This window comes from Labrenzia sp. THAF191a, from assembly GCF_009363335.1.
GTDB lineage: Bacteria > Pseudomonadota > Alphaproteobacteria > Rhizobiales > Stappiaceae > Roseibium > Roseibium algicola.
The window spans coordinates 23,366-50,350 of sequence record NZ_CP045334.1 but is presented as its reverse complement, the minus strand read 5'-3'; the positions used below and the strand labels follow the sequence as shown (position 1 = coordinate 50,350).

Here is a 26,985-nt window from a genome sequence, read left to right as displayed (position 1 = left end):
AGACTGCACATGGTCGAGATTGTCAGGGGCAAGGAGGTCACTATCCGGTTCGACGCGTCGTTGTGCGTCCACTCGCGCAACTGCGTTCTGAGCCATCCCGAGGTCTTTGTGCCGAATGTGAAGGGTGAGTGGATCTACCCCGATGCCGCGTCCGTCGAGACGGTCATGCTGATCGGCCTCACCTGTCCGTCGGGAGCGATCAGCGTCAGCCGCAATGACGGCGCGCAGACCACGGAACAGTCGCCAGTGGTGAACACGGTTCGGGTGCGGGAAAACGGCCCCCTGGCGATCGAGGCGGACCTGCGGTTGCGCGGAGAACCGCTGGGCCGGGTGCGGGCCACCCTCTGCCGCTGCGGCCAATCGCAGACCAAGCCCTTCTGCGACGGCTCGCATACCGCTGCCGGATTCGCAGCGACGGGCGAACCGGCGGCAAAGGACACCCCAACGCTGGAGGCGCGCGACGGGCCCGTCGATCTGCTGCCGCAACCGAACGGGCCGTTGAAGACCACCGGCAACCTGGAGGTCGTCAGCGGCACGGGCCGGACGGTCAACAAAGTGCGTCAGGCCTTTTTCTGCCGTTGCGGCGCGTCGCAGAACAAGCCGTATTGCGATGGCAGCCACAAGGCGGCTGGCTTCGTGGCGGAGTAGCGGGCGAAGGCGCGGCCGGGCGTCTTGCTTCGCGTTCGGCTTCTGCAGCCAAGGGCAACCACCCGGCAGTCGCCCAGGATTTCAAGGCGGCCGTTGCGGACGTGGACGCGGTTCCTTTCGTTACACCGGAATAGAACCTCTCGATCCCGGGTGGGCTGCGGAACGCCATCGACTGGACGAGCCGCCCCCGAGGACAGAACTCGTTAAACCGTAAGCCATTGGGCATCATCGGAACCTCGCCTGGGGCTATCGGCACTGCCGTTGGACAGCAGTACCTGAAGAGCATCCTTAGCTTCTGCAACTCCCCGATGATGAATGCGATCGAAGCCTATATCCAGTTCACGCCGGACCTGATTTCCGACGATGGCAATGTCAGCGTTGGATCGACCGAGACGTTCCTGCGCAATTATTTGAGCGACTTCAGCAACTTCGTCGAGCGGGTTCCGACTGACTGTCCTCGCACCACGTAGCATTTCGGGGGCGGGAACGCTGCGACGCACAACACTTTCTAACTTTACAAATTGAAGATAAATCGTGAAGTTGAGGCAGATAACTTTTGGGAATATTGATCTTGACCGAGCCCCGTTTCGCCACTCGCCTGAACTCCTTCGCTTCCGCAGCGCACATTGCGTGGCCGGGTATCAAAGGCAAACCCAGCGTCTTGCAGATGGCCGAGCGCGCCGCGCGCGTTCAGGGCCTGACTGACCTTGATCTCAATTTTCCCGATCATCTTGGCGAAGATCCGCGCGAGTTGGCAAAGAAGCTAGGCGATCTCGGGCTTGCGATTAACGGCTTTGCCATGCGCTATTACACCAACCCGGCATTCAAGCTCGGGGCGTTCACCCATCCTGACGCTGCTGTCCGGCGGGAGGCAATCGATCTTACCAAGAAGGGGATCGACGCTGCCCGCGAGGTGGGTTCAAGCCTCATGACGCTGTGGCTCGGCCAAGACGGTTTCGACTACGCGTTCCAGGCGGACTACGCCCGCTTGTGGCAACACGAAATTGATGGAATTCGTGAAGTTTGTGAGCATGATCCCGATTGCATGATCAGCATCGAGTATAAGCCGAACGAGCCGCGATCCTACAGCCTGATGCCTGATGCGGCAACGACGCTGCTGGCGATCCGCGATGTTGGTGCAGACAATCTTGGTGTCACGCTCGACTTTGCCCATGTTCTTTATGCCGACGAGCAACCGGCCTTTGCTGCAGCCCTGATTGCCAGACACAGCAAGCTTCTCGGCGTCCATCTGAACGATGGTTATGCCAAGCGGGACGATGGTCTCATGGTTGGCGCCGTACACACGGTCCAGACAATTGAACTGCTGCGGCAGATCCGTCGTGATGGCTACGACGGTGCCATCTATTTCGACACATTCCCAGACATGACCGGACTTGATCCGGTTCACGAATGCGAGGTGAACATCGCGACCGTCAAGCGGATGCTGAATGTCGTTGATCGCCTCGAGCAGGACAATCGCCTCACTGGTGCGATTGACCGCCAGGATGCCGTGGCGGCCCAGGCCATTTTGCAGGAGCTGATGCTCGGGGCCAACACGTAACGCCATTATCATGAAACTCGGGAGGAACCGATGAATAGACTTTTGACGCTTGCCGTGGCGGCGAGCCTCTGGGCCGGCGCAGCCTTTGCTCAAGATCTTGCCCCGCTCAATTCTGACTCTGAGCCAGATCGGATGGACTGGTCTGAACTGGAAGCAAAGTTCGGCGCATTTCCGGCAATCCCCGCCGGTACCAAAGCCGGTGGCGTTTCCAAGACCCTGACGAACGAATACTGGCGTTCGCTCGGCGAGGGCTACAAGGCCTTTGCCGATAGGGTCGGCGTCGAGAGTGTCTATCAGGCCGCGCAAAGCGAGGGAGACCAGCTGGGCCAGCTGACGATTGCCGAAGGCATGGTCACGCAGGGCTATAACGTTCTTCTCCTGTCGCCGCAGACCGACGCCAACCTGCAGCCGATCATGGAGCAGGCCAAGGCTGCCGGCGTGCCGGTCGTCAATGTAAACGACGCCGTTATCCCGCAAGCCGAGCACTATGTCGGAAACGTTCAGCGCGACAATGGCGTGCGCGTCGCCAAGTGGTTCATCGATAATCGCCCGGAAGGTGGCAAGGTTGCCATTGTTGAAGGACAGGCCGGTGTCTATGCGGCCGTGCAGCGGACCGATGGCTTCAGAAAGACAATTGAAGAATCCGGCAAGTTCCAGGTCGTGGCCAGCGTGCCCGGCAACTGGGATCGCCAGATGTCCTATGATGCGGCAACCAACATCCTGCAGCAGCATCCGGATCTCGTTGGCTTCTATGCTAACAATGATGGCATGGCGCTTGGCATCGTCGAAGCGGTAAAGGCCGCCGGCCTGCTTGAAAAGGTTGCCGTTTTCGGCACAGACGGTATTTCCGATGCCTATGCCTCGATCAAAGCAGGTGAGCTGACTGGCACCGTCGACAGCTTCCCGGTTCTGACCGGTGAAGTTGGTATGGAAGTCGCTCTGCGTCTCGTCGCCGGCCAGGATCTGCCGCGTGTCGTCGCAACACCCCAGGCGCTGATCACCAAGGACAATGTCGCCGAGTTCCAGGGCGAAGGCGTCGATCTTCGTGCCGTGCTGATGAAGGCTGCCGGCAAGTAAGGCCTCCCAAGGCAGGTGGTCGGTCCGCTCTGGACCGGCCGCCGATCCTCACGAAGGGCACAGAGATCATGACCACTGCCAGACTAGCTTTCGAAGGCATGACGAAGGTGTTTCCGAGCGTACGTGCCCTGTCCGATGTCTCCTTTCAGATTGCACCCGGCGAAATCCATGCACTGCTTGGTGAAAACGGGGCAGGTAAGTCGACCCTGCTGCGTATCTTGTCCGGGGTCTTCAAGCCGACAAGCGGGCAGCTTTTGATCGATGGCGTGGCTCAGGCCTTCAGGACACCTGAGAGCGCTCGCCTTGCCGGTGTTGCGATGATTCACCAGGAACTGCAGCAAGTGCCGCACCTGACCGTCGCCCAGAACATGTTCCTAGGGCACCCGATTACCTGGGCAGGTGGGCTCTTGGTAAACCGGCGCGAGCAGGAAAGGCGGGCTGCCGAAGCGCTAGCGATGATCGATGCTTCGATTGATCCCGCAGCGCCGATATCGTCACTGAAAGTGGCGCAGCGGCAGGTGGTCGAAATCGCCCGCGCTTTGCTCGACAAGGCCAAGATTATTGCCATGGACGAGCCAACTTCAAGCCTCACGCCGAGCGAATTTGAGAGCCTTGCGGAGGTCATCAAGCGGTTAGCCGCGAGCGGCGTAACAATCATCTATGTTTCCCACAAGATGGACGAGGTATTCGGAATCTGCGAGCGCGCAAGCGTGATGCGGGACGGCCGGCTGGTTGGTGTCGTTGACCTCAAGCAGACTGAGCCGGCCGACGTCATCTCGATGATGGTCGGCAGGGAACTGCAGGCAGAAGAGCATGTGTCCCACGCGACCCGGGATGTCCGTATCGAAGCGCGCAATCTCTCCTCTGCCAAGGTCCGGGATGTTTCCTTTGACCTACACAAGGGGGAAGTGCTCGGCATTGCCGGTTTGGTTGGTTCTGGCCGCACGGAACTGCTTCGTCTCATCGCGGGTGCCGATAGGGCGACTGGCGGAACCATCCAGATCGACGGGTCGACCCTGACACTTTCCAATCCGCGTGCTGCCATTGCGGCGGGTATTGGCCTTCTGCCTGAGGAACGCAAGCGTGAAGGCATAATTCCCGGCCGTTCGGTTACCAACAATGTCGCGCTGCCATCGATGAAACGTTTCGCGCCCGCTGGCATCATCCGGCATGGGGCCTTGAGGCGTACAGCGGCCGAATTGTTGACCCGCGTCAACCTTCGCCCGTTTCTGCTCGATCGACCAATTCGCCTGTTCAGTGGTGGCAATCAGCAGAAGGCAATCATTGCCCGGTGGCTGGCCGCGGGATCCAAGATTTTGCTGTTCGACGAGCCGACACGTGGCATCGATGTCGGTGCCAAGTCCGAAATCTACAATCTCATCGAGGAACTCGCCTGCGAAGGTCATTCCGTGGTGGTCGTTTCATCTGAACTCCCCGAAGTCATGCGTGTGTCCGACAGGGTCCTCGTCATGCGCGAGGGGACGGTGGTGGCCGAACTGCAGCGCGAAGAACTCACAGAGCAAGCCATTGTTTCTCATGCCGTCGGCAAGGGACTTCGTGCCCCCGCCCGGCAAAGCCAACAGGAATGAATGTCATGTCCGATACAACGCTTCATGCGGCCGCAACACAGTCGAAACTGCTTGGATCATTGTCTCTTCGCGATGCCGGCACTTTGATCGGACTGATTATCATCATCGCTATCTTCGGCCTGCTCGTTCCCGATTTCCTGTCGCAAAGGAACCTCGTCAACATCCTGCAGCAATCGAGCATCAATGCCTGCCTGGCGCTCGGTATGACGCTGGTCATCATCTCCGGAGGCATTGATCTTTCGGTCGGCCCTACGGCTGCCATCGCCGCCGTCATTACGGCAGCCCTTTTGGTCTCTGGTACGCCGATCCCGCTCGCTATTCTAGCCGGCCTTGGCATTGGCGTCATCTGTGGCTTGGTCAACGGTGTTCTCGTTGCCTATATCGGACTTCAGCCCTTCATCGTGACGCTTGGAACGCTCAGCACCTATCGCGCTATTGCCCTGATCTATACCGGAGGCAATCCGGTCTTTGGACTGCCACCGGAGTTCCGCTCCCTGTTTAATGGATCGGTCGCCGGCATTCCCAACTCGGTCCTTATGGTTGCAGTTGTGGCAATCCTTGCCTGGGTTCTTCTCAAGAAGACACCACTTGGCGAGTATCTGCTGGCTGTCGGCGGCAATGAAGAGGCCGCTTATGTGGCTGGCGTGCCGATCGCGATCACCAAGATCACGGCCTATGTGATCTCCGGTGCGTTGGCAGCCCTTGCCTCGATGATCCTGATCGGACGCCTGGGTGCTGCCGAACCTATCCTTGGCAACCTTTGGGAACTGGACGCGATCGCGGCTGCAGCCATCGGCGGCGCCTCCTTGATGGGTGGCAAGGGCAGTGTCGTCGGTACGCTTCTTGGTGCGATCATTCTCGGTAGCATGCGCAATGGTCTCACGTTGATGAACGTTCAGGCCTTCTATCAACTGCTGGCGACCGGCCTTATAATTCTCGTGGCGATGATGATCGATCGCGTAACGAGAGGCCGTGGATGAATTCCCTGAATGACTTGAAGGCGGTAGGCCCGCGCATCCGAATGATGATGCCTCATCTCACGCCCCTGGAGGCGCGGGTCGTTGAAACTGTGTTTGCGCTGCGCAATTTCACAGACGAAACGGCGCTGAAGGACATCGCGGCAGAAGCGGGGGTATCCGAAGCGATGGTGGTCAAGATCACCAAGAAGCTCGGTTTTTCCGGCTACCGAGACTTCAGGTCTGCCGTCACACAGTACAATCAGCTGCCGACTGCTGAAATGCATCAGGAACTGTCGATCGAGGATACCTCTCGCGAGATCATCCAAAAGGTGTTCCGGACCTCGATCAACGCACTCGAAGAGACGCTCGCGATCATAGACATGGACGCCTTCGATCGTGCGGCGGATCTGGTCAATCAGTCTGGGCAGCGTGATTTCTACGGTGTTGGCGGATCAGCCCAGATTGCCCGCGATGTCGCCCACAAGTTCTTGCGCATTGGCATTCGTGCCAACGTACAGGACGATTCGCATATGATGCTGATGTCAGCCGCGCTGCTCGGTCCGCAGGACATCGCTATTGGATTTTCCCATTCCGGCAATACGACGGCCGTCATCGAGGCAATCCAGTTGGCTCGGAAGAACGGCGCGCGAACGATTGCGATTACCAACTACAATTCATCCGCGCTGGCGCAGGTGGCCGATATCGTTCTCTGCTCCACGGCTCAGGGCTCACCGCTGATGGGGGAGAATGCCGCCGCTCGCATTGCTCAGCTCAACATTCTGGACGCCCTCTTCGTTGCCGTCGCGCAAAGGAATTACGGTGTCGCGGAGAAGAACCTGCAAAAGACAATGGCTGCGGTCATGTCGAAACGCAAAGACAAGATTGTGTAAGGAAGCATGTCTCAGGTCATCGTTTTTGGAAGCCTTCATTACGACATTATCGTCCACGGCCCAGGACGTCCACGCAAGGGCGAGACCGTGGCCGGCGAGCGCTGGTTGCCAAAATGCGGTGGCAAGGGTGGCAATCAGGCAATAGCTGCGGCCAAAACCGGTGTTATCACGGCAATGATCGGCGCCGTAGCCGATGACGAATTCGGACGCGTTCTCGTGGCTAACCAGGTAAGTGGACAGGTCGACAGCAGGTTCATTCGCGTCGTCGAAGGTGCCGGAAGCGGCATGAGTGTGGCGATTTTCGACCAGGACGGTGACTACGGCGCGGTGATCGTGTCGGGTAGCAATCTTGATTTGGGACAGGTCGATGTCGATGCTGCTGCTGAACTCTTTGCCCAAGGCGGCGTCCTCGTCCTGCAGAACGAGATCCCAGATGCGGCAAATGTGGCAGCGGCGCGGGCGACGCGATTGGCAGGAGGCCGTGTCATACTCAATGCGGCACCCGCGCGGGAGCTTTCGACGGACCTCATAGGGCTCGTGGACGTTATCGTCGTTAACCAGGTCGAAGCTGAGCAACTTACCCGGGGTCCGGTTGTAGAAACTCTTGAGGGCGCACTGGGTGCGGCCCGCCTTCTGGCCCAAATCTATCCTGTTGCCGTGGTGACAGCCGGCGGCGAAGGTGTGGCCTGCGCTACGGCTGAGGGGCTGGAGTTGGCGGTGCCCGCGCTTAAAGTGGAGCTTGTCAGCACGCATGGTGCCGGTGACGAATTTACGGGTGTGCTAGCCGCCGAACTTGCAAGGGGCATGGAGATCACAGTCGCCATTGATGCCGCCAATCAAGCCGCTGCTTCCCTTGTCAGCGGAGTGAGTCTGAGAGTCGGCTAGTGCAACGAGTACTAAGTTGAAGAATTGGTGTCATACGGCGCTTTCTACGGCTGAAGTTCCATAATTACTATTATCGGTGCAGCCCCTATAGCAGGGTGCGCGCTATTCCCAAGTGCGACTTCTGTTTGAAACCAATAGGTTATCAAACAGGAGGATTGTGTCATGGGATCAAAATACAGCCACCTGACGCTGGAGGAGCGCCGCAAGATTGAACGCTGGCGCCAGGCGAAAGTGTCACCTTGCCGAATGGCGAAGATCCTTGGGCGGCACCGATCAACGATTTTTCGAGAATTGAAACGCAACCATTTTCAAGATGAACAGTTGCCGGACATCGTCGGCTATTTTGCTGTGGCGGCCCACCAGGAATGCGCCACGCGTCGGTCACGAAAACGAAAACTGATCAAGCATTCGGATCTGCGTCATCTTGTGACCGATCGCATCAAGGATGGCTGGACGCCGGAACAGATTGCCGGACGCATGAGATACGAAGGCGCCTCCCACCGGGTCTGCCAGGAAACGATCTACCGTTATATCTATTCGAAGGAAGGCCTTGCCCAGGAGCTGTGGTGGTACTTGCCGACACATCGAAAGTCTCGAAAGCCCAGACGAGCGAGAAAGCGCCTGCCACCCAAATTCCATCGTGACGTCAGCATCTTGTTCCGGCCAGATGCCGTGGCACATCGGCAGGAGTTCGGGCACTGGGAAGGTGATTTAATGCTGTTCAAACAGCACTTTGGTTCTGGCAACGTTACGTCCCTGGTGGAACGCGTCACCCGGTTCACCTTGCTTTTAAAGAATGACAACAGAAGAACACATTTGGTGCTTGGCAAGGTCATCGATGCGATCCGCCACCTGCCAATCCGTTCCCGAAAATCCATCACGTTCGATCGAGGAACCGAGTTTGTGGCCTGGCCGCATCTTCAAGCGGAAATCGGTACACAAACCTGGTTCTGTGATCCATCTGCCCCCTGGCAGAAAGGCACCGTGGAAAACACCAACCGACGTGCCCGACGATGGCTTCCCCGCAAACTCAATATGAGCCGGGTCACCGATCTTGAGTTGAAAGGGATCTGTGACCGGCTCAATGCGACGCCCCGGAAATGCCTTGGTTGGAAGACGCCGGCCGAAGTCTTCAGGGAGAAGATGCTGGCGCAATGAGTGAACGCCCCCTACCCTTGCAATCCGCAGAAGTCGCACTTCAAGTATCGCTCACAAGCCATTTAGTAATGCGACACTTGGGCCAGTTAGAGATGCGACACCTCCCGTCCGTCTGACGCTGGTCAATATCAACGTTGGAAGGAAGACTGGCTTCGGCACGCCTAAGCGCTGACGGAGCTGCAATGTCTTTGATCACCATGTCGCAACATGAACTAAACCGGCTGGAAGCCATCCAGAAGATCCGCGATCGAAGATTGAGTATCGTTGACGCTGCCAGGCTTCTGAGCCTCAGCCGGAGCCAGGTCCATCGGCTCTTGCAGGCTTACGAGCGTGACGGTGCCGCTGGTCTTGTTTCCGGCAAGCGTGGCCGTCCCAGCAACCGCCGTCACAGCGACGAGTTTCGCAATGCCGTCCTCGACCTGGTGCGCGAGCATTATCACGACTTCGGTCCAACCCTGGCCCGTGAGAAGCTGCTTGAGCTTCATCAGATTGCCGTCGGCAAAGAGACCTTGCGCCAATGGATGACGGAAGCTGGTATTTGGAAGTCGCGGCGCGAACGCAAGCAGCGGATCTTTCAGCCGCGCGGCCGGCGCGATTGCCTCGGTGAACTCGTCCAGATCGATGGTTCGCATCACTGGTGGCTCGAGAACCGCGGCCCCAAATGTGCCTTGCTCGTCTACATCGACGACGCGACCGGCAAGCTGCTACATCTGCGTTTTGCGTTATCCGAGAACACCTTCGACTACCTCCTGGCAACTAAGGCCTATCTGGAACAATGGGGAAAGCCGCTTGCATTCTACAGCGACAAACACGGGGTTTTCCGGACCACACATGCGTCCGAGATGGACCGGACCAGCGGGCTAACGCAATTTGGCCGCGCTCTTTACGAGCTTAACATCGACATCGTCTGCGCCAACACCCCGCAAGCCAAAGGCCGGGTCGAGCGCGCCAACAGAACTCTTCAGGACCGGCTGGTGAAGGAATTGCGTTTGCGCGGTATCAACACGCTTGAAGAGGCCAACGCTTTCGCTCCGGAATTCATCGCGGATTTTAACCACCGTTTTGGCAAGGAGCCGCGCAATCCGAAGGACATGCATCGCCCCTTGGCCGATCATGAGAACCTGGATGGCGCCATGTGCCGGAAGGAGATCCGCACGGTGTCACAGGCTCTGACGCTACGCTATGAGAAGGTGATTTTCATTCTGGATCCGACGGATTACGCCAAGATACTGCCCCGCCAGAAGGTGATCGTCTGCGACTATCCCGACGGCCGCCTGGAGATCATGCACGAGGGCACCCTTCTCCCGTACAGAACATTCGATACCTTGCGGTCAATTCACAGAACCAGGGTTGTTGAGAACAAGCGGTTGGACGACATTCTGTCGGTTGTGGCCGAGATGCAGGAAGGCCGGGAGCAGCACCGGCGTCGGCATGGCCCCTCTCGTGCCGGTCAGAAGGACCACATGTTCGGCATCCCGGACGGCAGCGTGAGCAACGGCTATCAGAAGCGTGGCCGCAAGCCCGGACGCCGATCGGATTTCATGAATGATCCGGAAGTGAATGCTAGAAGGAAGAAGGCGCTGGCGAGGATAGAAGCGGCGGAGTGATCGGCCAATATCGGTCCCATCCTCTAAGTGATGCTACGCGCAGCTGGATATTGCAATGCACTATTTTCTGTATTGAGCACAGGTGGACAACCGCCCCAGCCGGGCGCAGAAAACGGGACGGCCTGGTATCTTCGTTGAGATTTTCATTCAGTTTCAGCTGGATCGTCTTTGCTATGAATAAGCTTCGAAAGTCTTGCACTGGTCCTGATCGTCCTCGTTAGTCCAGTCGGCGCGCAGTTGAGATATTGGTCAACTCGCAATATGGATGATGAACGCATAATCAGCTATCTGAATAATATGGATGCGCTCGTTCAGAAAGCACAGGCGAGCAAGAATACCGAATGAGCTGGAACCTTCGCGATTGGGCACGGATCATAAAGCGCGACGTCGCTGCTCTTTGCAGCGCGAGCCGAGATCCGCGTGTTCCGTGGTACGCGAAGGCCCTCGCCATTGTCGTTGCTGGCTATGCCCTTTCCCCCATTGACCTAATCCCCGACTTCATACCCGTACTTGGTTACCTGGATGATGTCGTGCTTCTGCCGCTCGGTATTTATTTCGTCATTAAGCTCATTCCACCCGAGATCATGGCGGAGCACCGGGAACTAGCAGCCGCTGCCGCCGAACGACCGGTTAGCCGTATCGCTGCCGCGATTATCATCGCATGCTGGGTTGTGGCATTTGCTCTTACGATTTGGTTCTTGCACGGTTACTTTTCCACATAGCATTCAGACACAGCTTGGAGCATCGCTATGACCGACCGCGCCAGAGGAACAGCCGCCAGAAAAGAAAAGCAAAAACACCGCCTCTATCAGGCGCGAACAGCCGCATTAACCGTTGCCCTAGGTGCAGTCCTGTCTGTCCAGTCACAGAGGGCTCAATCAGAACCAATTCCGGTGGATGTGCAATTGGTTTTGGCGGTGGACGTATCGAGTTCGATGAGCCGTGAAGAGCTCGAAATCCAGCGCTCGGGATATGTCGCTGCGATTAAAGACCCGCTTTTTGTAACAGCGATCCAACTTGGAGCGACCGGCAGGATTGCCGTTGCCTATGTGGAATGGGCCGGACCCGACTTTCAAGTTCTCACTATGCCATGGCAGATAATCGACAATTCGGAAACAGCGCAGCGCTTCGCAGATGACCTTGCGGCCAAGCCGCTGACAGGAGGAACCGACACTTCCATTTCCAAAGCATTGCTTTTTTCGGCATCGCTCCTCTCGAAATCGTCCTATCAGGCCATGCGCAAAGTCATCGATGTTTCCGGCGACGGGCCGAATACTACTGGGCCATACATCGTGCCAACTCGTGACGCCGTGATCGCTGAGGGGATTACGATCAACGCGCTGCCTTTGCTTCTCAATCCCGCTCCGTCGGAGATATCCGGTGAGGTGGAACTCATGCGCTATTTTGAGAGCTGTGTTATTGGCGGTCCTGGCGCATTCGCCTTTCCAGTTCGCAACACGGACGGTCTCGTTGCAGGGATTAAGCGCAAGCTCATTTTGGAAGTCGCTTCGGCCGGACCACATTTAGTGACCGTTTCGGCATCAGATTGGACTTCAGCCGATTGCAGAGTTGGGCAAAGAGAATTCTACGAATGAACTCAAATCGTTCATTCCAAGATGCTATGCACCTTCAAAATCTTTCAAGATGGCCCGCATTACGAGTTCGGGCTGACAAAGTCCGAATAGGTCCTCAATCACCCGCCCCCTCACCTCCCTTGCAACCCGGCCCAGCCGGTCGGATCGGGGGCTGGCCGCTTCAGCGAGCGGCAAAGTCTGACTGTCGCATTTCTATCGGGCTAGCGACGTCGCGTTTCTAAACAGCTTTGACAGTTATAACGTTACATTCAACGTCGCGCATTCTTTTAAATGAAGACATCGCCTACAGAGCCTGAAACACGCCTGCTGACCGATCAAAGTATTTCTCGGGAGGAACTTGTCAGCGGTTCAACAGCCGAGCCTGGCTTTACAAGTTTTTCAGCTCTGCCTCGATCAACTCCCTAATTGCTCTCTTCAAGTTATCCACTTTCGGGGACTTTTTATCGTCATAGTAAATGCGATGGATGTTGAAAGATGCGGCGCTTGCGACGACAGGAGAGATGGAGGCAATATCTAAGATCTTGCCTCCGACGCTCACATTGATCTGCTGGGGATGGCCGCCGACGACACCTCTCGTCTTATAGATTGGCCGATTATACGTGTCGTAATAGCAGCTATCGCTCCAGATTGAGGAATCTGCCTGCAGCTTCTCGGCAACAGCCTTACAGATTCCTTCGATCAGCTGAACGCGTGATAGTGCAGTCAGTTTGCTGGTTCCGACGCGTGCGGCAAGTGCTTCGTCGGCTACCTTCCAGATATCGACCATTGGCAAAATCCGGCGGTCCGAGAGTCGCGTCGCGACGTCGCTAACAGAAGGATCAGTCGCTTCGCGCAATAGATGGAGGGATCCCCAAAAGAGCGTATCGTCGAGAAGGTGCGCGTGGTCGAGATTGTCCGGCTCACGAAAAAATCGAATAAATGGGTGGTTCTCCGAAAGACCTGTGGCTGTCACCTCATTTGAGTCGATCAGCTGAAAAACCTTGCTCAAGAGCTGGGCGAACATGAACTCCAGACCCCTTGTCTTCTTGTGCAGATAGATGGTTGGATAGAGCTGGAACAACGTGACTGTGAACTGTTCGAGCGAGATATAGGCCTTGCTATCGACATAGAGAAATTGAGCATCACCGTTCTGACCTGGCTTAAAATTCCGTAAGAGCCAATCAAGGTCGATTCCTCCAGAGGACACACCGGCGAAGTAGGCGTCCCTTTTCGCGTAATCGAGCCTGTCGGCGTCAAGCTGACTTGAAACGATGGACGTATAGACGCAGTTTTCATCCTTCTTCTTAATGATGTCACGGACCATGCCGGGAAATTCAGAACCACCAAACTTAGTTAGCGCCGTGCCGATCGAAGAGTCGGTGATAATCTTTCGGCTAACAGACTCATGATCGACGGCAGCTTCGAAGCTCTCCGCGCGTTCGCCTTCGAGCGAGTTGCGCGCCAGAAAGAATTCCATGGCCTTCTCGAAAGCGTGGCTAAACATGCCGTGGCCGACGTCATGCAGCAACGCGGCTGCCAGGCAAGCTTCGGCCTTGGGCGACCATTTCCCGTCAGCCCCTTCGGGCTCTATAACCATCAGCATTCGTTTTGCAATTTTGTAAACGCCAAGTGAATGTGAGAAGCGAGAGTGAGCGGCCGAGGGAAAGACGTAATCGGAAAAGCCGAGTTGCTTGACACGACGCAGGCGCTGGAAGAACGGATCAGAGAGCAAGTTTTTGAGCTCATTTTCGCGTTCTCCATAAAAATCGATAAACCCGTGGATCGGATCCTTGATAACCTTGTTCAAAATTTCCGGCATTTTCCCCCCAACATGATATTTCCGGAATTGTAGTAACCAACTGCATTAGGCGAACATGCCACGCCTATTCTGCCAAGCGCGTGCGGATGCTTTTGAGAACTTGATCCAAGACTTCATTGCTATTCGTGGAGGTCAGGATGAGAGATTCGAAAGCCGCCTCGTCGGCGATCGCGCGGATCTTGTTAGCGGCTGCGACCCGAAACTCCTGATTTCCATCCCGTCCTTCACCAAGTCCAATTGCAGGATCGAGTTCTGTCATGACAAGCAGATCATAGTCACCCGCATGAGCAAGAGCGATCGAGCGAAGTTCGTTGAGCTGACGATCAGGTAGAGACCGGTCCGAAATTTCGAGGGCGGCATAAAGATAGCCTAACGCGTCAAAAACAGGACGATCGACAAGAACGACCTCGCAGTGCAAGGCAGCTTCAGCTTCCTGCCTCATGCCCTCCGCCATGATCCATAGTGTGCTTTCGAAATTGTGCTGGGTTAGGATCGGAAAGCCGCGGTCCCGTGCCGCCGTAGCGAGGTCATCTACCCGACCGATGGTCACCCCTTCGGTCGATAGGCGAGCGTCCAGTTGCTCCAGGAAAGTTGACTTTCCGGTCGAATGTGTGCCGGCTATTCCGATTTTAACTTTCCTCGCGCTCACAAAAAGCTCTCCTGCGATTTGAAAAGTATATCGGCTTCCCGTACACGGAGATCACGATCGGCGCGATCGAGCGGCCCTAGAAGTTCAACGAACAACAAGGCCGTCAGCGCAACGTCAAATTGAGCGGAATGGTGTTTCAAGCCTGTTTGCCGCTTTGCCTCGGTCGTCAACTTGAGAGCGGCGCCGAGGTTTTCCAAACTGTATGAGGAAAGGCCCGGGCGGAGGGAACGCGCGAGCTTCAAAGTATCGATTGCAGCGGATGGCTGCCATCCTGGAATCGATCGGCTTATAGCATCAAGCTCTACCCGGACGTTGTGACCGACGATCACACATCCGTCAGTCCATGTGACGACGTCGTCAGCAATGTCGTCGATACTCGGCGCACCGGCTACGACATCGTCGGAGAGGCCGTGAATCCTAGTCACGACCGCGGCGATTGGCTGCTCAGGCTTGATCAGCCAGTGAAATTCTCGGCCGGTGGGACGGAGTTCAACGAGTTCCAGCAACGCGATCTCGACAATCTCTGGAGGGGTAGCTCCGTTGCCTTCCACGTCGACGACCCAGGTCTTTTCCCAAATCATTCCCATCCGATCTCCGCACGCCCATGCCGATGCTGCCTATGCGGCTGCGCCCGGTCGTGGACTTGGAAATTTAATGTATGCTGCATGAAGTAGCGTTGCGCTTCGGTGCTGCCACTGACTACGATCCGACGATCAGAAATCTCGATTCCATTTAGGTCCGCCAGCGAGACGCTACGAGCGAGGCTTCGAACAGCCTCAGTGTCAGGTTTATGGTGATGCTTACTGCAGATCTCACGTTGGCCCTCGGGACAGATGCTACAAATTTCGCTGATGCCGAAATGACCATTAAAATCTGGTGTCCCGTGGGCGAAGGCGACCCCGCATGACGTTTTGCGGAAGATCGGGCGCCCTTCGAAATGGGCCAAAATTCGACTTTCGGTATCACGTGGTAAAATCTTTCGTCGGGCCAAATCCGTGTAAAGGTCAGGCACCCCGGCTTCTCGAAAATAGGCCTGGATTTCTTTCCGGTAAAAGAGGCCCGTGAAAACCGTCGCATCCGCTAACTCAGAAAGCCGGCGTGCAGACGCGAAGTGGTCGATCGTATCATTTAGACCCGAGATAATCGGGCGCCAGTAGAGGATCTTCTTCACACGAGACGCCGATTTAGCCAGCACTTCCAAGCTTCCTGCGGCTATCGCCGACGGTACTGGCTCCACACGTTCGTCATGGATCCCTGACCAGGTGACCAAGATCGTCAGTTGCAGGTTCTTGAGAGCTTCAAGACGCTCAACGTCTGATCGATCAATTCGCCATCGGGTGATAACCAGGACTGGATTGCTGAGCCCTCGCCTATCCAGAGCTTCGAGGGTCTTGAAAAGATGCGTCTTCACACCAGGCAGGAAGGGGTCCGTAGCTCGGTTGAAAATCTGAATCGGAGTCGTGTGAGCACGAAACGCCCAATGGCCGATGAGTTCCTGCACGGCGATTTCGTCATCGACGATGAGGTGGGGTCGCTTCATCGAAAAATTCTCGAACAAGTGGCGTACGCAGTAGCCACAATCCAGAGGACACCCGACGATGTGATTGAGACTTAAGCCCGACTTTCGATAGTCAATGAAATTCCGAAGGCTTCGAGGTAGATCATCCGGCGCAGGGCGCACGGACTTCAAATTTAAGAATTCTGCTTTTGTCACGTGTACCTCCCAAACCCACAGTCGGACAGTGAACTGCAACACAGGAAAACACAAGTTAGCCGCGAGGAAACATCAACCACCATCACTCTATGCTGCGATGTTCCTTCGAAGCGACCTCGCATCGACCACGCAGAGAAGCATGTATCCAAACGGGATATTCTCACCGCCAGACACGGACCAGCTAGCGAGCAAACTAGTAGATCATGAACAGTATCGTCACGGAGATTGTCATGTGACACGTTTTAGCGCGACATGTGGTGCGACTGCTTTGAGGAAGAGGGCCGCTACGCGCCTTAATCACATCCATCCAGACGCGACAAAGAGTTCCGCTGCTGTTTCAGCCATTCTGTATTGCCCGATTGCTGGCCATACAGAATTCTGTTATTCGTTCCTCTGCTTGCGGTGAGCAGAGGAAAGTGGTCATGGCGATCAACACAACGAAGGACGCGCTGAATTCTACAAGCCGTCACTCCATAGAGAAGCTCGAAACTCTGAATTTCAAGGTTCCGGCCGACTTCAAGAAGGCATTTAAAGGTTATGCCGTTGCCCAGGGTATGACGATGGTTGACTTGCTTCGTGAAGGATTTGAACTCAGCAAAGACAATCGTAAGTCCTGATGCAGCCGATCAAAAGCGGAATATAGTATGTCCGTCAGCGGCGCGAAAACGGCTTGGATTGAGCATCTGGATGTCAGCAGTGTCCAGATTGATGGTCTAGTTCGGGTCGCAGGATATTTGCCTGATGGCCGTCCGCCCGAAGAAGTTGTGACCATGGAGAAGGCCGCCTCATATGGCGCCTACGCGGTGTTTTTCGAAGCGGGGAAACAAGGCAGGCCGGGGGCACCGCAAGCGTTCTTATTCGTCGATGATGGGCCTGCTAATAATCCGGCGTTTGCGGAGTTGCACAAACGAATCTGGAGTTGGGGCGGCGTTCCACTCCTTTATCGGCGGATACCAGGCCTGGTGCAGCTCTTCCGATGCGCCCACAAGGCCGATTTCATTTCGGCTTCGGGAGATCTAGTCTGCAAACCAGTTAAAACACTGGGACTCGCTTCACGTATAGTTGCAAAAGAAGCTTGGTGGGACGCAGAAAGACTGCGAAACAGCACGCTTTGGGATGATCCAGCAGCTTGCAAGCTACTTCTATCCGCGTCGAAATCGGCACATCGCCTGCTTGTCGATGCCGTTAGTGGCCTCCATTCTAGACTGAAGAGTAGTGGTCTACTGAACGCAGGGCTTCGACGCCGCCTTCTTATCCTTTCACTCCTCATTGCTTATCTGGAAGAACGCGGCGTTCTCCCAGCCGACTTTTTCGGGCAATTTACTGAAGGTGCCACGAGATTTTTTCATGTTCTTGAGGACGGTCCTGCGCTTGTACAACTTCTTCGATCTCTTGAAATGCGCTTCAACGGCCACATTTTCAGAATTCACGACGAGGACCGCGCCGCACTTGAGAACAGCACGGAACTTCAAGGTTTCAGCACGCTGATAGAGGCGCGGGTTGAAGCAGGAGGGCAGCTCAACCTCTGGGCGCTCTACTCTTTCCGCGATTTACCCGTCGAGGTTATCAGCCATATCTATCAGCTATTCGTTTCCGACACCGATAGCTCCGTCTATACACCTCCTTCGCTTGTCCGCCTCATGCTTGATGAGGCATTGAGCTGGCAACGACTTGACCGGGTGATCGACCGAGACGAACTCATCCTCGATCCTGCATGTGGCTCTGGTATTTTCTTGGTCGAGGCTTACAAGCGCCTCGTGCTGCACTGGAGAAGCCGAAACGGCTGGGCTAAACCTGGTGTCCATGTGTTACGCGCATTAGTCGAACGCCTTCGCGGGGTTGATGTCGAAGGTGGCGCGATCGAGCTAGCAGCATTCAGCTTGTGCCTGGCGCTATGCGACGCGCTGGAGCCTGAAGATATCCGCGCAAGTGTTCAGCTTTTCCCAAAGCTAAACGACCGTACACTAATAGAATCCTGCTTTTTTGAAGCAAAGGAGAAAAAACGCATTGTTGGCCCTATCGGCGTCGTTGTTGGTAATCCACCCTTCGTATCCGCCCTCAAGACGCAAGGTGCAATCCGAAGCTATCAGCGCTTCACAGAAGCTATCGGTACTGGGGCAGACAAGCAGATTGCGTACCTGTTCTTGCATGAAGCCATGGAACTTCTCGTTCCTGGGGGTACGCTCTCCATGCTTCAACAGTATAACCTGATCTACAACGCCAGCTCCGCACCTGTTCGCACTGCCTTTTTTTCACGTTGGGATGTGCGCGAAATCCTCGATTTTGTGTCGATTCGTGGATTGTTTAGCAAAGGTGGCGCAGACACTAAAATTGTCGCCGTCGTTGCGGATGCGGCTGAACCACCCAATAACCGCAGAATCTTGCACGCTGTTTTTCGTCGCGCTGGTCGTGCCGATGCCGAACAAGGTTTCGATATCGATTATTATGATTTGCATTGGCTACCGCGCAGTGACGTTCTCGCGGAACCCGGACCTGAAATTTGGCGTTCGGGTCTCTTGGGCGGGGCGCGCGCTTACAGCCTCGTCAAAAGGCTCAAGCAATATCGTACGCTTAAGCAGCATGCCGCTGAACGAGGGTGGCATGTTCGCGAGGGGTTCGTTGAGGGCCAGAAGGGTGTATCCCGGCCCTCTGATCACCTGATCGGCAAGCCACTTCTGCCCTCGACCGCTCTTTCCGTGACCGGCATCGACAAAAGCCAAATCACTGTAGTGCCAGACAAGCCGATTGAGGGCCCTCGCTCGGCCGAACTCTTCACTCCGCCTATGCTCTTGGTCCGCGAACATGAAGATTTGCCAAATGCGATTTGGTCTGAAGAGTATCTCACCTTTAAGAACCAGATCGTCGGATTCGCCAAGGCTGGCCGCGACGATCTAGAGGTAGTTGCACGCTGGCTCAAAACTGAGTCGATCGCGTTGCGCGCCTATGCAGCTGGGATCAGCACGAAGCTCTTCACCCAGAAGGCGACTAATATTGCCGGAGCTGATGTGCTTGCTTTGCCATTTCCTGAGGATGGCGATCTCGACCTCAGCGACAATGAGCGAATTGTTGCCGAGGATATCGTCCACCAGTATCGAGAATTCGTTCGCAAGGGCAACGAGTCTTGTCTTTTACGCGAGGATGCCTGCCAGGTACTTGACGACTTCGCACGTTTGTTCTGCAAGCAGATCAACACAGTTTATCAAGAAAAGCCGCTGATATCGCTGACACCGCGGCGCTGGTCAGGAATCGTCTGCCAGCCCTTCGTGTTTGGGACTGGGGTGATCGATTGGGACGGCGAAGATACGCTGCACGACAAGATTGATGTTCTACTAAGGGAACAAAAGGGCACGTCGGTTTCCATTACACGCATCGCAAGAATATATGACGGGCATTTTATTTTCCTTCTGAAGCCGGATCGTCTTCGTTACTGGCTACGTTCGGTGGCATTGCGCGATAGCGACGACGTATTGGCCGATCTTCGGGCGCAAGGATTTTGAATGCTGGCGGATTCTGACGGAGTTAATGTTCAGAGTGGGGGGTTATCACCCGACCTACATCGTCCGAAGACTTGGCTTCATCAACTGATAACTTTCATTCTGGAAGAATTGCCGAGCTGGCGGGATCGTGGTGGTCGACCAACTGCGGATTCTGAAACACAACTAACCTCGCAACTCTGCGCTCACCTTAACGGCACCACCCGAAAATCTCCCGGCTGGGACGTTCTCCAGTTCCGCATCGAAGAGCCCGACGAAACGAAGCTTTCGCGCCGAATTGATCTCGTTGCAGCGCCAGCGGGAGAGGTCATCTGGATTGAAGGACGCCGGCATGACGATTTTGATACGCTTCTTCCAATTGAATGCAAACGACTTCCCACACCAAAGGGCAAGAACCGAGACAAGCGTGAGTATTTGCGCGTTGCGAACGGCAGCACTGGTGGCGTACAGCGCTTCAAGGCGGGATTGCACGGCGCGGCGCACGAACAGGCAGTCATGATCGCTTATGTGCAGACGGGCGGCATAGTGTCTTGGATCAACCGACTCGATTTCTGGATTCGCGCCCTATCTCGTGTTGGTATTTCCGGTTGGAGTCTTGATGATCGTCTGAATCTAGTCAGCCACGACACCAATCTGCGTATCGCCGTCCTATCATCCGAACACGAACGAGAACTCAACCTAAACAGAATTGAGCTTCGTCATTTGTGGGTCGAGATGTGAACGTCTCGGGTCAATTTCACCATCGAATAGACGTGAATCAACTAGCGGATAAGTATAGGAGCGGTGGCTGAAAATATCAAAAACATTTCGTTTGCCATCTATGTATATTCGTGACGAAGTTGTTCAAATACATTTCGCACGAAACTTGAAAACTAGGCCATTTAATAAACAGATTTGCGGAAAGCCGACATGATGACGTGAATAATGGCGACGCAGGCGCAAAAGTCTCTTAATACGGTCGCCCGTCAATCCCCATGTTTGACGAATAGAGAAGTTGATAAACTCTAATTTTGTAAGCTGCCAATCAAAAGCGCATGGACATGCGCCGCCTCGTCGGAAAAAATCTCACCCGCCTAAGAGATGAGCGGAATATGACGCAAAAGGAAATTGCGGCGATCAGTGGCATCAGCCAGCAATATCTGAGCAGCCTGGAACGCGGAAAACGGAACCCAACCGTTATTACAATCTATCAGATTTCATTGGCGCTCAACGTGGATCCGATGGAGTTTCTTCGACGGATCAAGAAGCCGAAAGATTAGCACCACGGCTCGCGATGTCCGTGCCACGGCCGGGCAAGCCCCTCGTTGATGAGAATTTGGCTTACGTCGTTGCCGTTGACCAAGACCCTTGCGAGGGTGCGGCCATACTTGTCCTTGCCATTTCGGAGGATCTGAATGCGTTGTCCGTTCGCCAACTCGGCGAGCCGGCGCTTGGCCTTCTTTGCCATCTGGATTTCATAGGAACATTTTCCGTCGATCTCGGCGGTATCCAGGCCGAGAACCCGCACACGCTCCGAGCCGTGCTTCATGCCGATCAGGAAACTGTCACCGTCCCAAACGCGCAATTGCTGTGGCTGGCATGTCGCAGCACAGAGATACACGGCAACAACGATGTGGCTGGTCATTCTCTGTTGAAGTCCCCTATTCCGGACAGATCAACGCCAATGTCCGCCTTGTTTGGATCCTGCGCCCATAGCTGTTGCCGGAGTTCATTCCTGGGGTCCGGACTCGCATTGTCAGCCTCTGGCGCCGGCGCTCCCTCCACTGAGGCGGCCGGGTCCGGAGCAGCCAGATCAACGCTCTCTCCTGGGTCTTTTGCCGTGAACACATACTCACCGTCGAAATACCCGGTCTGGTATGCCTCGATGGCATCTTCGAACGCCTCTTGAACCGGCGTGCCGTACCACTTCGTCACGACCCGATAGACGCGGGCGAACAGCGCGGTCCCGATTTTGATGTTGTTGCAGGTGTCGAACACATCCGCGGTGACCTGGGACTTGTCGGTGACGCCAATTCCAACGGGGTATTGCGTGAGCCCGACGCGCACGACGGCTTTGCCGAGGTGATCCTGAACCAGCTTCATCGCTTCTTCGGGTGATTTGACCTTCGGCACCAGAAACGTCTTCGATCCGGCACGAACGGTCACGTTCAACGGATCTTCTGATCCTGCCGCCGCAATGAACTCTTCAACGATGGCAGGGGTCAAGGAAGGGTCGGCACACTGTTCTATCAGGGCGGCATCTATCATGGCTTCACTCGTTGAATGCGATCACCAGCGGAACATCGAACAGCTTTGCCCAGGCTGTGACGCTGGCACGCTGAATAGCGGTAATGTTGCTTCCGCCGGTCCACCAGCCGTTGGCGATCGCCACGATGATATCGGCGTTCAAAGCCATGGATTGCAGGACAGGCCAGATAATCAACTGCTCGTAGCAGATCAACGGCGCTGCGCGATAGCCCGCGACAGGCATAACTGGATTGTAGAATATGTAGGCGTTGGCTCCGCCGCCGTCTCCTGTGAGCCGGCGCCAAGGCTGCCACATGGAAACCGGGACCGGCATGCGTTCGCGATAGAGGATCCGCGTGTCCGACTTCGCGATCTCCACCATCACCGTGTCATAGCCGCTCTTTTGAATGGCCGCGGCGCCCCCGATCACGGTCACTGACAGATCCGACAAAGCATCTGTCCAGAGCCGTTCCGTCGTCGGAGTCCATAGTCCTAAAGCGCTCTCGGGCAGGACCGCTACCTTAGCCCCCTGCCCGGCCGCCTTGCGAACCATGGCGATTGTTTCCTGCTGCTGCTCATAACCGGCGTGCTGTCCAGCCCCTTCATAGCGGAAAGTGGTGTTGATGCCGGTCCAACCCTCAATTACGTTCGGGTCCGTCCAGAATGCGGCGGACCAAGCAGCACATCCGGCGACAATCGGGACCGCGATCCTCCAAAGGCTTGTGGTCATCATGAGCAACAGGATCGCGGTCGCTGCCAGTCCGAACCAGCTCCATCCCGGAAAGAGCACGCCGGCCGCAGTGATCGGGCTGGCCCAACCCATGATTCCGAAGGGTGGCAAGCTCATCAGAACGCTTGCGATTAGATACCGCAGCATTCGCGGCCAACCGGATCGGCCCGACCACAGCGCGGAATAGACGGCGACAAAGACGAGAGACGCTGCGAACCAAAGGCCGATTCCGATAGCATATTGGGATCCGAAGAATATGGACGCGCCCTGCGGCAAGCCTCGTGAGGCTCCGAGGAAGTGCGCCGCTGCCACCAGCGCCGCCACGGATCGGGACGGAGAATAGGCCCAGAAAGCCGGAAACAGCATTCCGGCCGGCAGCAGAAGCACGTTGCCGGACCAGCCGATTGTGCCGGTCGCAATGCCTCCCAGGACGCAAAGCAGACCCCGCGCGAATTTAGGGCTGGAAGGTGAGCACTTCTCGCGCCAGGCCGAGAATGCCGCTCGCCGGGATGGGGCCAAAATATCTTGAATCATAAGAAGCCACGTAATCGGAATGAACAAAGATATCGCCCGCCGGAACGATACCCCCGGCATAGGCGGTCAATGGACGCCCCTGCTCGTCCTTCGCCTGGATGGAAGAATGCGCCAGGAGCTCGCCATCGACGGCAACCTGATTGCCCTCGATGGTGACGGTCTGTCCCGGCAAGGCCACAACGGTTTTGATGAGCGGTGCCATGCCGCCGTTGCACAAACCTGCAGGAAGATAGAGCCGATCGCGCGCCAGTTCGATCGCCGGCGAATTCGCCGGCGGACAGATGAACAAGGTGTCCCCCCGGCGAGCTTCCCTGGACAGTTCCTCGATCCGCCAAAGTCCGAGTGGGAAACTCGGTGTGGTGTTGATCCGGTAGCCGCCGAGAAAACCGGCGGCGGCAATGCCGCCAATCGCTAATCCGGCCAGCGACAGGATTGCCAAGGCTTTCCGCTTGCCCCGTCGCCGCGCCTTCTCTATCACCGGGTCATGCCCTGATCTTTGACCTGTTCCTTTTTCAACACCTGCGCTTGAGCTTTCTCCTGGGAACGCTTCTTTGCATCGACTTTCTGCAGCGCGTTGAACTTCGGCCATGCATCCGCAAGCTTGCTCCGATCTTCATCGGCAACCCGGGCGGCGGCCTTTTCAAAGGCAGGCCCCTCCGGTTTGAGACCGGCCATGAACGTTCTCTCGCCGAACCTCTGGTCCAGCTTCGCGGCGACTTCACCGAGCTCGGCCTCGACCATCTTGTCCGCCAGAAGGAAGGACAGGCCCGCATTCAGGTCGTTGCGGTCGATGGCATCGCGGATCCGCGACAAGACGCCATCGGCCGCCGGCGACAGCGCCGGCACATCGACGCGCGACAGATCCCGCTCCCGTTCCAACTCCACCGTGCGCAAGTCTCCGATCTCGGCCCTGAGACGGATGTAGTTTTTCACATCGTCGCTGAGCTGCGGAACGTTGTTCAACGCCTGCTCGCGAGCTTCGCGAGCGGACTTGCCCGCAAGCATTCCCGTCTTGCCGCGTAGCGATCCGAACTGTTCGGGCGCATTCGCCAATTCTTCAGCGAGCTTATCGCGGGCGGACACCTGCTCAGCGCCACTCGATTTCACGATGTCATCGATCCGCATCGACTTTACGGCCTCGTCCGGCTGCTCATAGACGAGACGGGCGCGGTTCTGGATTTCAACCCAATGGGCTGTCAACGTTGCATCGGACTGCAATTTGGCCTCCACAGTCTCAGTGACGGATAGTGCCCATTCCTCAACGCCTTTGATCCAGGGCTGCAGCGGGGCCGCCTGTTCGCGTGGCTCTGTTTGGACGGTAAGTGCGTTTGTGGCAAGACCGCGTGAACCAATGCCAAGCTTTGCGCCGAGCACGGCAAGCCGCTCGCCGAGCGCCAAGAGCTTCGCCCTTTGCTCGCCAAACCAACGGCGCTGGTTCTGCACCATGGCCTTCGCAACCCGAAGTCCGTAGAGACCCCGACTGCCCGCGTAGCTGAGCGCCTGGGCATAGAGTTCCGAGCCCGCATAATCGAGCGTCGTATCCTTGGCACCTTTCTTGGAAAGAACCTCGACCAGGCCGCCATTCTTCGCAAACGACAACGCTCCGTGATAGAGCTTCACGTCTTCCCGGTGCCTGGTCATCGCGACATAGGTCAGATGCCGGTCCAGCGAAAGCGTTGCCAGAACCTTGACCTTGTCGACGGTCGCGCCTTGAGATTTGTGGATCGTCGTCGCATAGCCGTGATCGACATTGCGATAGGTCTTCTGGTTGACCTCGACGCGCCGGGTTTGATCCGATCCCCCACTACCACCAACAGCCCCGATCTCTGCAACAATGCGCCCCTCACCCGCTTCGACCACGCGGCCGATCATGCCGTTCTTGACGTTTAGGTCTCGGTCGTTCTTCAGGAACACGATCTGATCGCCAGCAGCAAAGAACCGTTCGCCGTCCTCGGTACGGAACTTGTGCCCTTCCTCAATCAGACCGCGTTCAATGAGCGTGGCGCGTGCCAACTTGTTGAGCTCAAAAACATCAGCTCGAAGATGGGCAAGCATCAGCATCGACTTCGAGGGATCGTAGTCGGCCGACCAGTCATCGATCATGCCTTTGATGACCTGATCCTTGAGCGGCATGCTGACAACGTGACCGTTGGCGCGATACGCGTTGATCGCTTTGGCGACATCGCCCCGTGCAAGATCCATGGACGCATCGCGCATCCACTGTTCGCGCTGACGGTAGATCGTGCCAAGTTCCGCGTAGCCCGTTCGGCCCGTCAGGGACCGAAACGCGGCACCGGCTTCGATCGGCTGCAGCTGCTCCGCGTCCCCGATCAGAATGAGCTTGGCTCCGGCCTTCGCGATCGTCTCGACAAAGACGCACATCTGCCGACTATCGACCATGCCCGCCTCATCAATCACAAACACGGTCTTTCTATCCGGAAGCCCCTCACCCCGCGCCCACGACAATTGCCAGGACGCCAGGGTGCGCGATGCGATTCCAGCTTCCTTCTCCAGCCCCTCGGCCGCCTTGCCCGCCAGGGCGGCGCCGGCGACATGATAGCCGTTCGACTCCCAGACCTGACGGGCGGCTTTCATCATCGTGGTCTTGCCCGCCCCTGCCCGGCCGACAACGGACGCCATTCGCTCATCGGCCGTGATGCGCTCAATCGCAACACGCTGTTCATCGGAAAGCTGCTGGATCTTGGAAAGGACCGCGGCGCGAGACCGCTCATCGACGCCATGGGAGGAAGCGGAAACAAGGTGATCGGCCCGCCGCGCCATCTCCGATTCGAGCCGCATCATCTCCCGGCTGGTGAGCTTCGCCGGTTCCATTTCGCAGGTTTCCGGATCAACCGCTTCGACGGCGAGCTTCACGACATCCGGGGAATTCAGAACGCGCGCCAGCAGGTCCTGGAACTTACCCGGATCGTCCACATAGCGATGAAGGTATTTTGCAATGTCCCGCTCATCGAAAACGCTCTTCTCGCGTGTGATCGCATCAATGACAATTTCCGGGCGGCGTTTGATACGCCGAACGTTCTCCAGGCAACTTTCCGCATGCCAGACCGCTCGTTCCAGATCGGCTTCACGTCCTTGGGCTTTGGCTTCTTTGGCAATGTTGCGAGCCTGAACTCCGATCTTGGATGTCGGGCGAAGCTCGATCCCCTGAGCCTCATAGCTGCGGTGATCGATCCGCGTTTCCTGGCCGGCTTGCTCCAAACTCTTGTTTGCATGCGTGGCCCAAAGCTCCCGCCACTGTTTCAGCGTTTCCTTGTCGCCAGCCCATGCCTTGTACTGGATCTTGCCGTTCTTCTGACCTCCCGCCCGAACCGGTTCTCCTTTCGCATCGAGAAGCGTTTCCCACTTCGACCCGAACCCCGCCTCCGTCAAAGGAGCCATCGTCAGCATGACATGGACATGCGGATTGTTTTCTTTGTCGTGATAGACCCAATCCGCAATCATGCCTCTCGATGTGAAGGCTTCGCGGACATAGCCTTGGACGAGGGCAACGTTCTCTTCGCGGCTCAATTCCGACGGCAGCGCGAACACGATCTCGCGGGCAAGCTGCGCATTGGCGCGGGTCTCATGCGCCTCGACCGCATTCCAAAGAGCCTCGCTCGCGCCGGCGACACTCCGCCCGTCGATCAGTGTCCGGAACCACTGTGGCGTCTGATCCGGCAGCGCCAGTTCCTCATGAACCAGATCGCCGTCCTTATGGGCGTAGTTGAATTTCTTGTGGTCCAGATCGTTCGATACCGTCATCTGGGTACGATGCCGGTATGCCGCCGCCGCGACACTCGACCGGCCTTCGCTCCGGGAGATCACCTGAACATGGAAATGATAGATGGCCATGGAGGGCGCTGAACCTGCG

24 protein-coding genes and 1 pseudogene are annotated in these 26,985 nt (G+C 56.5%); 16 read left to right on the top strand and 9 right to left on the bottom strand.

What is annotated here, in order from left to right; translation table 11 throughout:
* The first annotated feature begins 9 nt into the window (after nt 1–9).
* The 12 genes and pseudogenes from FIV05_RS28075 (at nt 10) to FIV05_RS28020 (ending at nt 11,969) form a co-directional block, all read left to right on the top strand.
* On the top strand, nt 10–648 hold the full coding sequence (locus tag FIV05_RS28075) for a CDGSH iron-sulfur domain-containing protein (protein ID WP_050474501.1): 639 nt from the start codon (nt 10–12) through the stop codon (nt 646–648).
* Nucleotides 606–1,118, top strand: a pseudogene (locus tag FIV05_RS28070) (NADPH-dependent FMN reductase). Before FIV05_RS28075 ends, FIV05_RS28070 begins: the two are co-directional and overlap by 43 nt.
* 101 nt (nt 1,119–1,219) lie before the next feature.
* A complete protein-coding gene (locus tag FIV05_RS28065; RefSeq protein WP_152508038.1) occupies nt 1,220–2,209 on the top strand; it encodes a TIM barrel protein in 990 nt (329 codons plus the stop codon).
* Nucleotides 2,210–2,239: 30 nt separating this feature from the next.
* Nucleotides 2,240–3,286: a substrate-binding domain-containing protein gene (locus tag FIV05_RS28060; protein ID WP_152508039.1), complete on the top strand. Its 1,047-nt coding sequence runs from the start codon at nt 2,240–2,242 to the stop codon at nt 3,284–3,286.
* A 68-nt stretch (nt 3,287–3,354) separates the two neighbouring features.
* Nucleotides 3,355–4,875, top strand: coding sequence for a sugar ABC transporter ATP-binding protein (locus FIV05_RS28055; RefSeq protein WP_152508040.1), 1,521 nt, complete (start codon nt 3,355–3,357; stop codon nt 4,873–4,875).
* 5 nt (nt 4,876–4,880) lie between these two features.
* A complete protein-coding gene (locus FIV05_RS28050) occupies nt 4,881–5,855 on the top strand; it encodes an ABC transporter permease (RefSeq protein WP_152508041.1) in 975 nt (324 codons plus the stop codon).
* On the top strand, nt 5,852–6,724 hold the full coding sequence (locus FIV05_RS28045; protein WP_152508042.1) for a MurR/RpiR family transcriptional regulator: 873 nt from the start codon (nt 5,852–5,854) through the stop codon (nt 6,722–6,724). Before FIV05_RS28050 ends, FIV05_RS28045 begins: the two co-directional genes overlap by 4 nt.
* Nucleotides 6,725–6,730: 6 nt before the next feature.
* Complete coding sequence (locus FIV05_RS28040; RefSeq protein WP_152508043.1) at nt 6,731–7,609, top strand: ribokinase; 879 nt, start codon at nt 6,731–6,733, stop codon at nt 7,607–7,609.
* A 162-nt stretch (nt 7,610–7,771) separates the two neighbouring features.
* A complete protein-coding gene (locus FIV05_RS28035) occupies nt 7,772–8,767 on the top strand; it encodes an IS30 family transposase (protein WP_077294751.1) in 996 nt (331 codons plus the stop codon).
* A gap of 182 nt (nt 8,768–8,949) precedes the next feature.
* On the top strand, nt 8,950–10,374 hold the full coding sequence (locus FIV05_RS28030; protein ID WP_152508018.1) for an ISNCY family transposase: 1,425 nt from the start codon (nt 8,950–8,952) through the stop codon (nt 10,372–10,374).
* Between the two features lie 341 nt (nt 10,375–10,715).
* Nucleotides 10,716–11,096 (top strand): YkvA family protein, encoded by a 381-nt coding sequence (locus tag FIV05_RS28025; RefSeq protein WP_152508017.1) that lies wholly within the window; start codon nt 10,716–10,718, stop codon nt 11,094–11,096.
* 27 nt (nt 11,097–11,123) lie between these two features.
* The gene (locus tag FIV05_RS28020) at nt 11,124–11,969 is read left to right on the top strand and encodes a DUF1194 domain-containing protein (RefSeq protein WP_152508016.1); all 846 of its coding nucleotides are present in this window, start codon (nt 11,124–11,126) and stop codon (nt 11,967–11,969) included.
* Between the two features lie 367 nt (nt 11,970–12,336).
* Here the strand turns inward: FIV05_RS28020 and FIV05_RS28015 are convergent, their stop codons facing one another.
* The 4 genes from FIV05_RS28015 to FIV05_RS28000 form a co-directional block, all read right to left on the bottom strand.
* Entirely contained in the window at nt 12,337–13,767 is a 1,431-nt protein-coding gene (locus FIV05_RS28015) for an HD domain-containing protein (protein ID WP_062492166.1), read from the bottom strand.
* A gap of 64 nt (nt 13,768–13,831) precedes the next feature.
* Nucleotides 13,832–14,416 carry an AAA family ATPase gene (locus FIV05_RS28010; protein WP_152508015.1) on the bottom strand — a complete coding sequence of 195 codons (585 nt, stop codon included), beginning with the start codon at nt 14,414–14,416 and terminating at the stop codon, nt 13,832–13,834.
* Nucleotides 14,413–14,997: a 3'-5' exonuclease gene (locus FIV05_RS28005; RefSeq protein ID WP_062492232.1), complete on the bottom strand. Its 585-nt coding sequence runs from the start codon at nt 14,995–14,997 to the stop codon at nt 14,413–14,415. Before FIV05_RS28005 ends, FIV05_RS28010 begins: the two co-directional genes overlap by 4 nt.
* Nucleotides 14,994–15,956: a radical SAM protein gene (locus FIV05_RS28000; protein WP_088665295.1), complete on the bottom strand. Its 963-nt coding sequence runs from the start codon at nt 15,954–15,956 to the stop codon at nt 14,994–14,996. Before FIV05_RS28000 ends, FIV05_RS28005 begins: the two co-directional genes overlap by 4 nt.
* Before the next feature lie 596 nt (nt 15,957–16,552).
* On the opposite strand from FIV05_RS28000, the gene FIV05_RS27995 reads away from it, so the two are divergent.
* The 4 genes from FIV05_RS27995 to FIV05_RS27980 all read left to right on the top strand — a co-directional run bounded on the left by FIV05_RS27995 (nt 16,553) and on the right by FIV05_RS27980 (nt 20,883).
* Nucleotides 16,553–16,747 carry a hypothetical protein gene (locus tag FIV05_RS27995; RefSeq protein ID WP_062492162.1) on the top strand — a complete coding sequence of 65 codons (195 nt, stop codon included), beginning with the start codon at nt 16,553–16,555 and terminating at the stop codon, nt 16,745–16,747.
* Between the two features lie 27 nt (nt 16,748–16,774).
* Nucleotides 16,775–19,627 carry an N-6 DNA methylase gene (locus tag FIV05_RS27990; protein WP_209171745.1) on the top strand — a complete coding sequence of 951 codons (2,853 nt, stop codon included), beginning with the start codon at nt 16,775–16,777 and terminating at the stop codon, nt 19,625–19,627.
* Entirely contained in the window at nt 19,628–20,344 is a 717-nt protein-coding gene (locus tag FIV05_RS27985; protein ID WP_152508014.1) for a hypothetical protein, read from the top strand.
* 314 nt (nt 20,345–20,658) lie between these two features.
* Entirely contained in the window at nt 20,659–20,883 is a 225-nt protein-coding gene (locus FIV05_RS27980; RefSeq protein WP_062492156.1) for a helix-turn-helix transcriptional regulator, read from the top strand.
* On the opposite strand, the gene FIV05_RS27975 is transcribed toward FIV05_RS27980, so the two are convergent.
* Genes FIV05_RS27975 through traA form a run of 5 tightly spaced genes read right to left on the bottom strand, consistent with a single transcriptional unit; the run spans nt 20,880 to nt 26,966 of the window.
* On the bottom strand, nt 20,880–21,248 hold the full coding sequence (locus tag FIV05_RS27975; protein WP_062492154.1) for a thermonuclease family protein: 369 nt from the start codon (nt 21,246–21,248) through the stop codon (nt 20,880–20,882). The two genes, FIV05_RS27980 and FIV05_RS27975, sit on opposite strands and share 4 nt — an antisense overlap.
* Nucleotides 21,245–21,871 (bottom strand): TraH family protein, encoded by a 627-nt coding sequence (locus FIV05_RS27970; protein WP_062492152.1) that lies wholly within the window; start codon nt 21,869–21,871, stop codon nt 21,245–21,247. Before FIV05_RS27970 ends, FIV05_RS27975 begins: the two co-directional genes overlap by 4 nt.
* Nucleotides 21,872–21,875: 4 nt before the next feature.
* Nucleotides 21,876–23,000, bottom strand: coding sequence for a conjugal transfer protein TraB (locus FIV05_RS27965; protein ID WP_062492230.1), 1,125 nt, complete (start codon nt 22,998–23,000; stop codon nt 21,876–21,878).
* A 34-nt stretch (nt 23,001–23,034) separates the two neighbouring features.
* Nucleotides 23,035–23,589: a conjugative transfer signal peptidase TraF gene (gene traF / locus FIV05_RS27960; RefSeq protein WP_077294863.1), complete on the bottom strand. Its 555-nt coding sequence runs from the start codon at nt 23,587–23,589 to the stop codon at nt 23,035–23,037.
* Entirely contained in the window at nt 23,589–26,966 is a 3,378-nt protein-coding gene (traA, locus tag FIV05_RS27955; RefSeq protein WP_152508012.1) for a Ti-type conjugative transfer relaxase TraA, read from the bottom strand. The genes traF and traA overlap by 1 nt, the downstream gene beginning before the upstream one ends.
* Between the last annotated feature and the right edge of the window lie 19 nt (nt 26,967–26,985).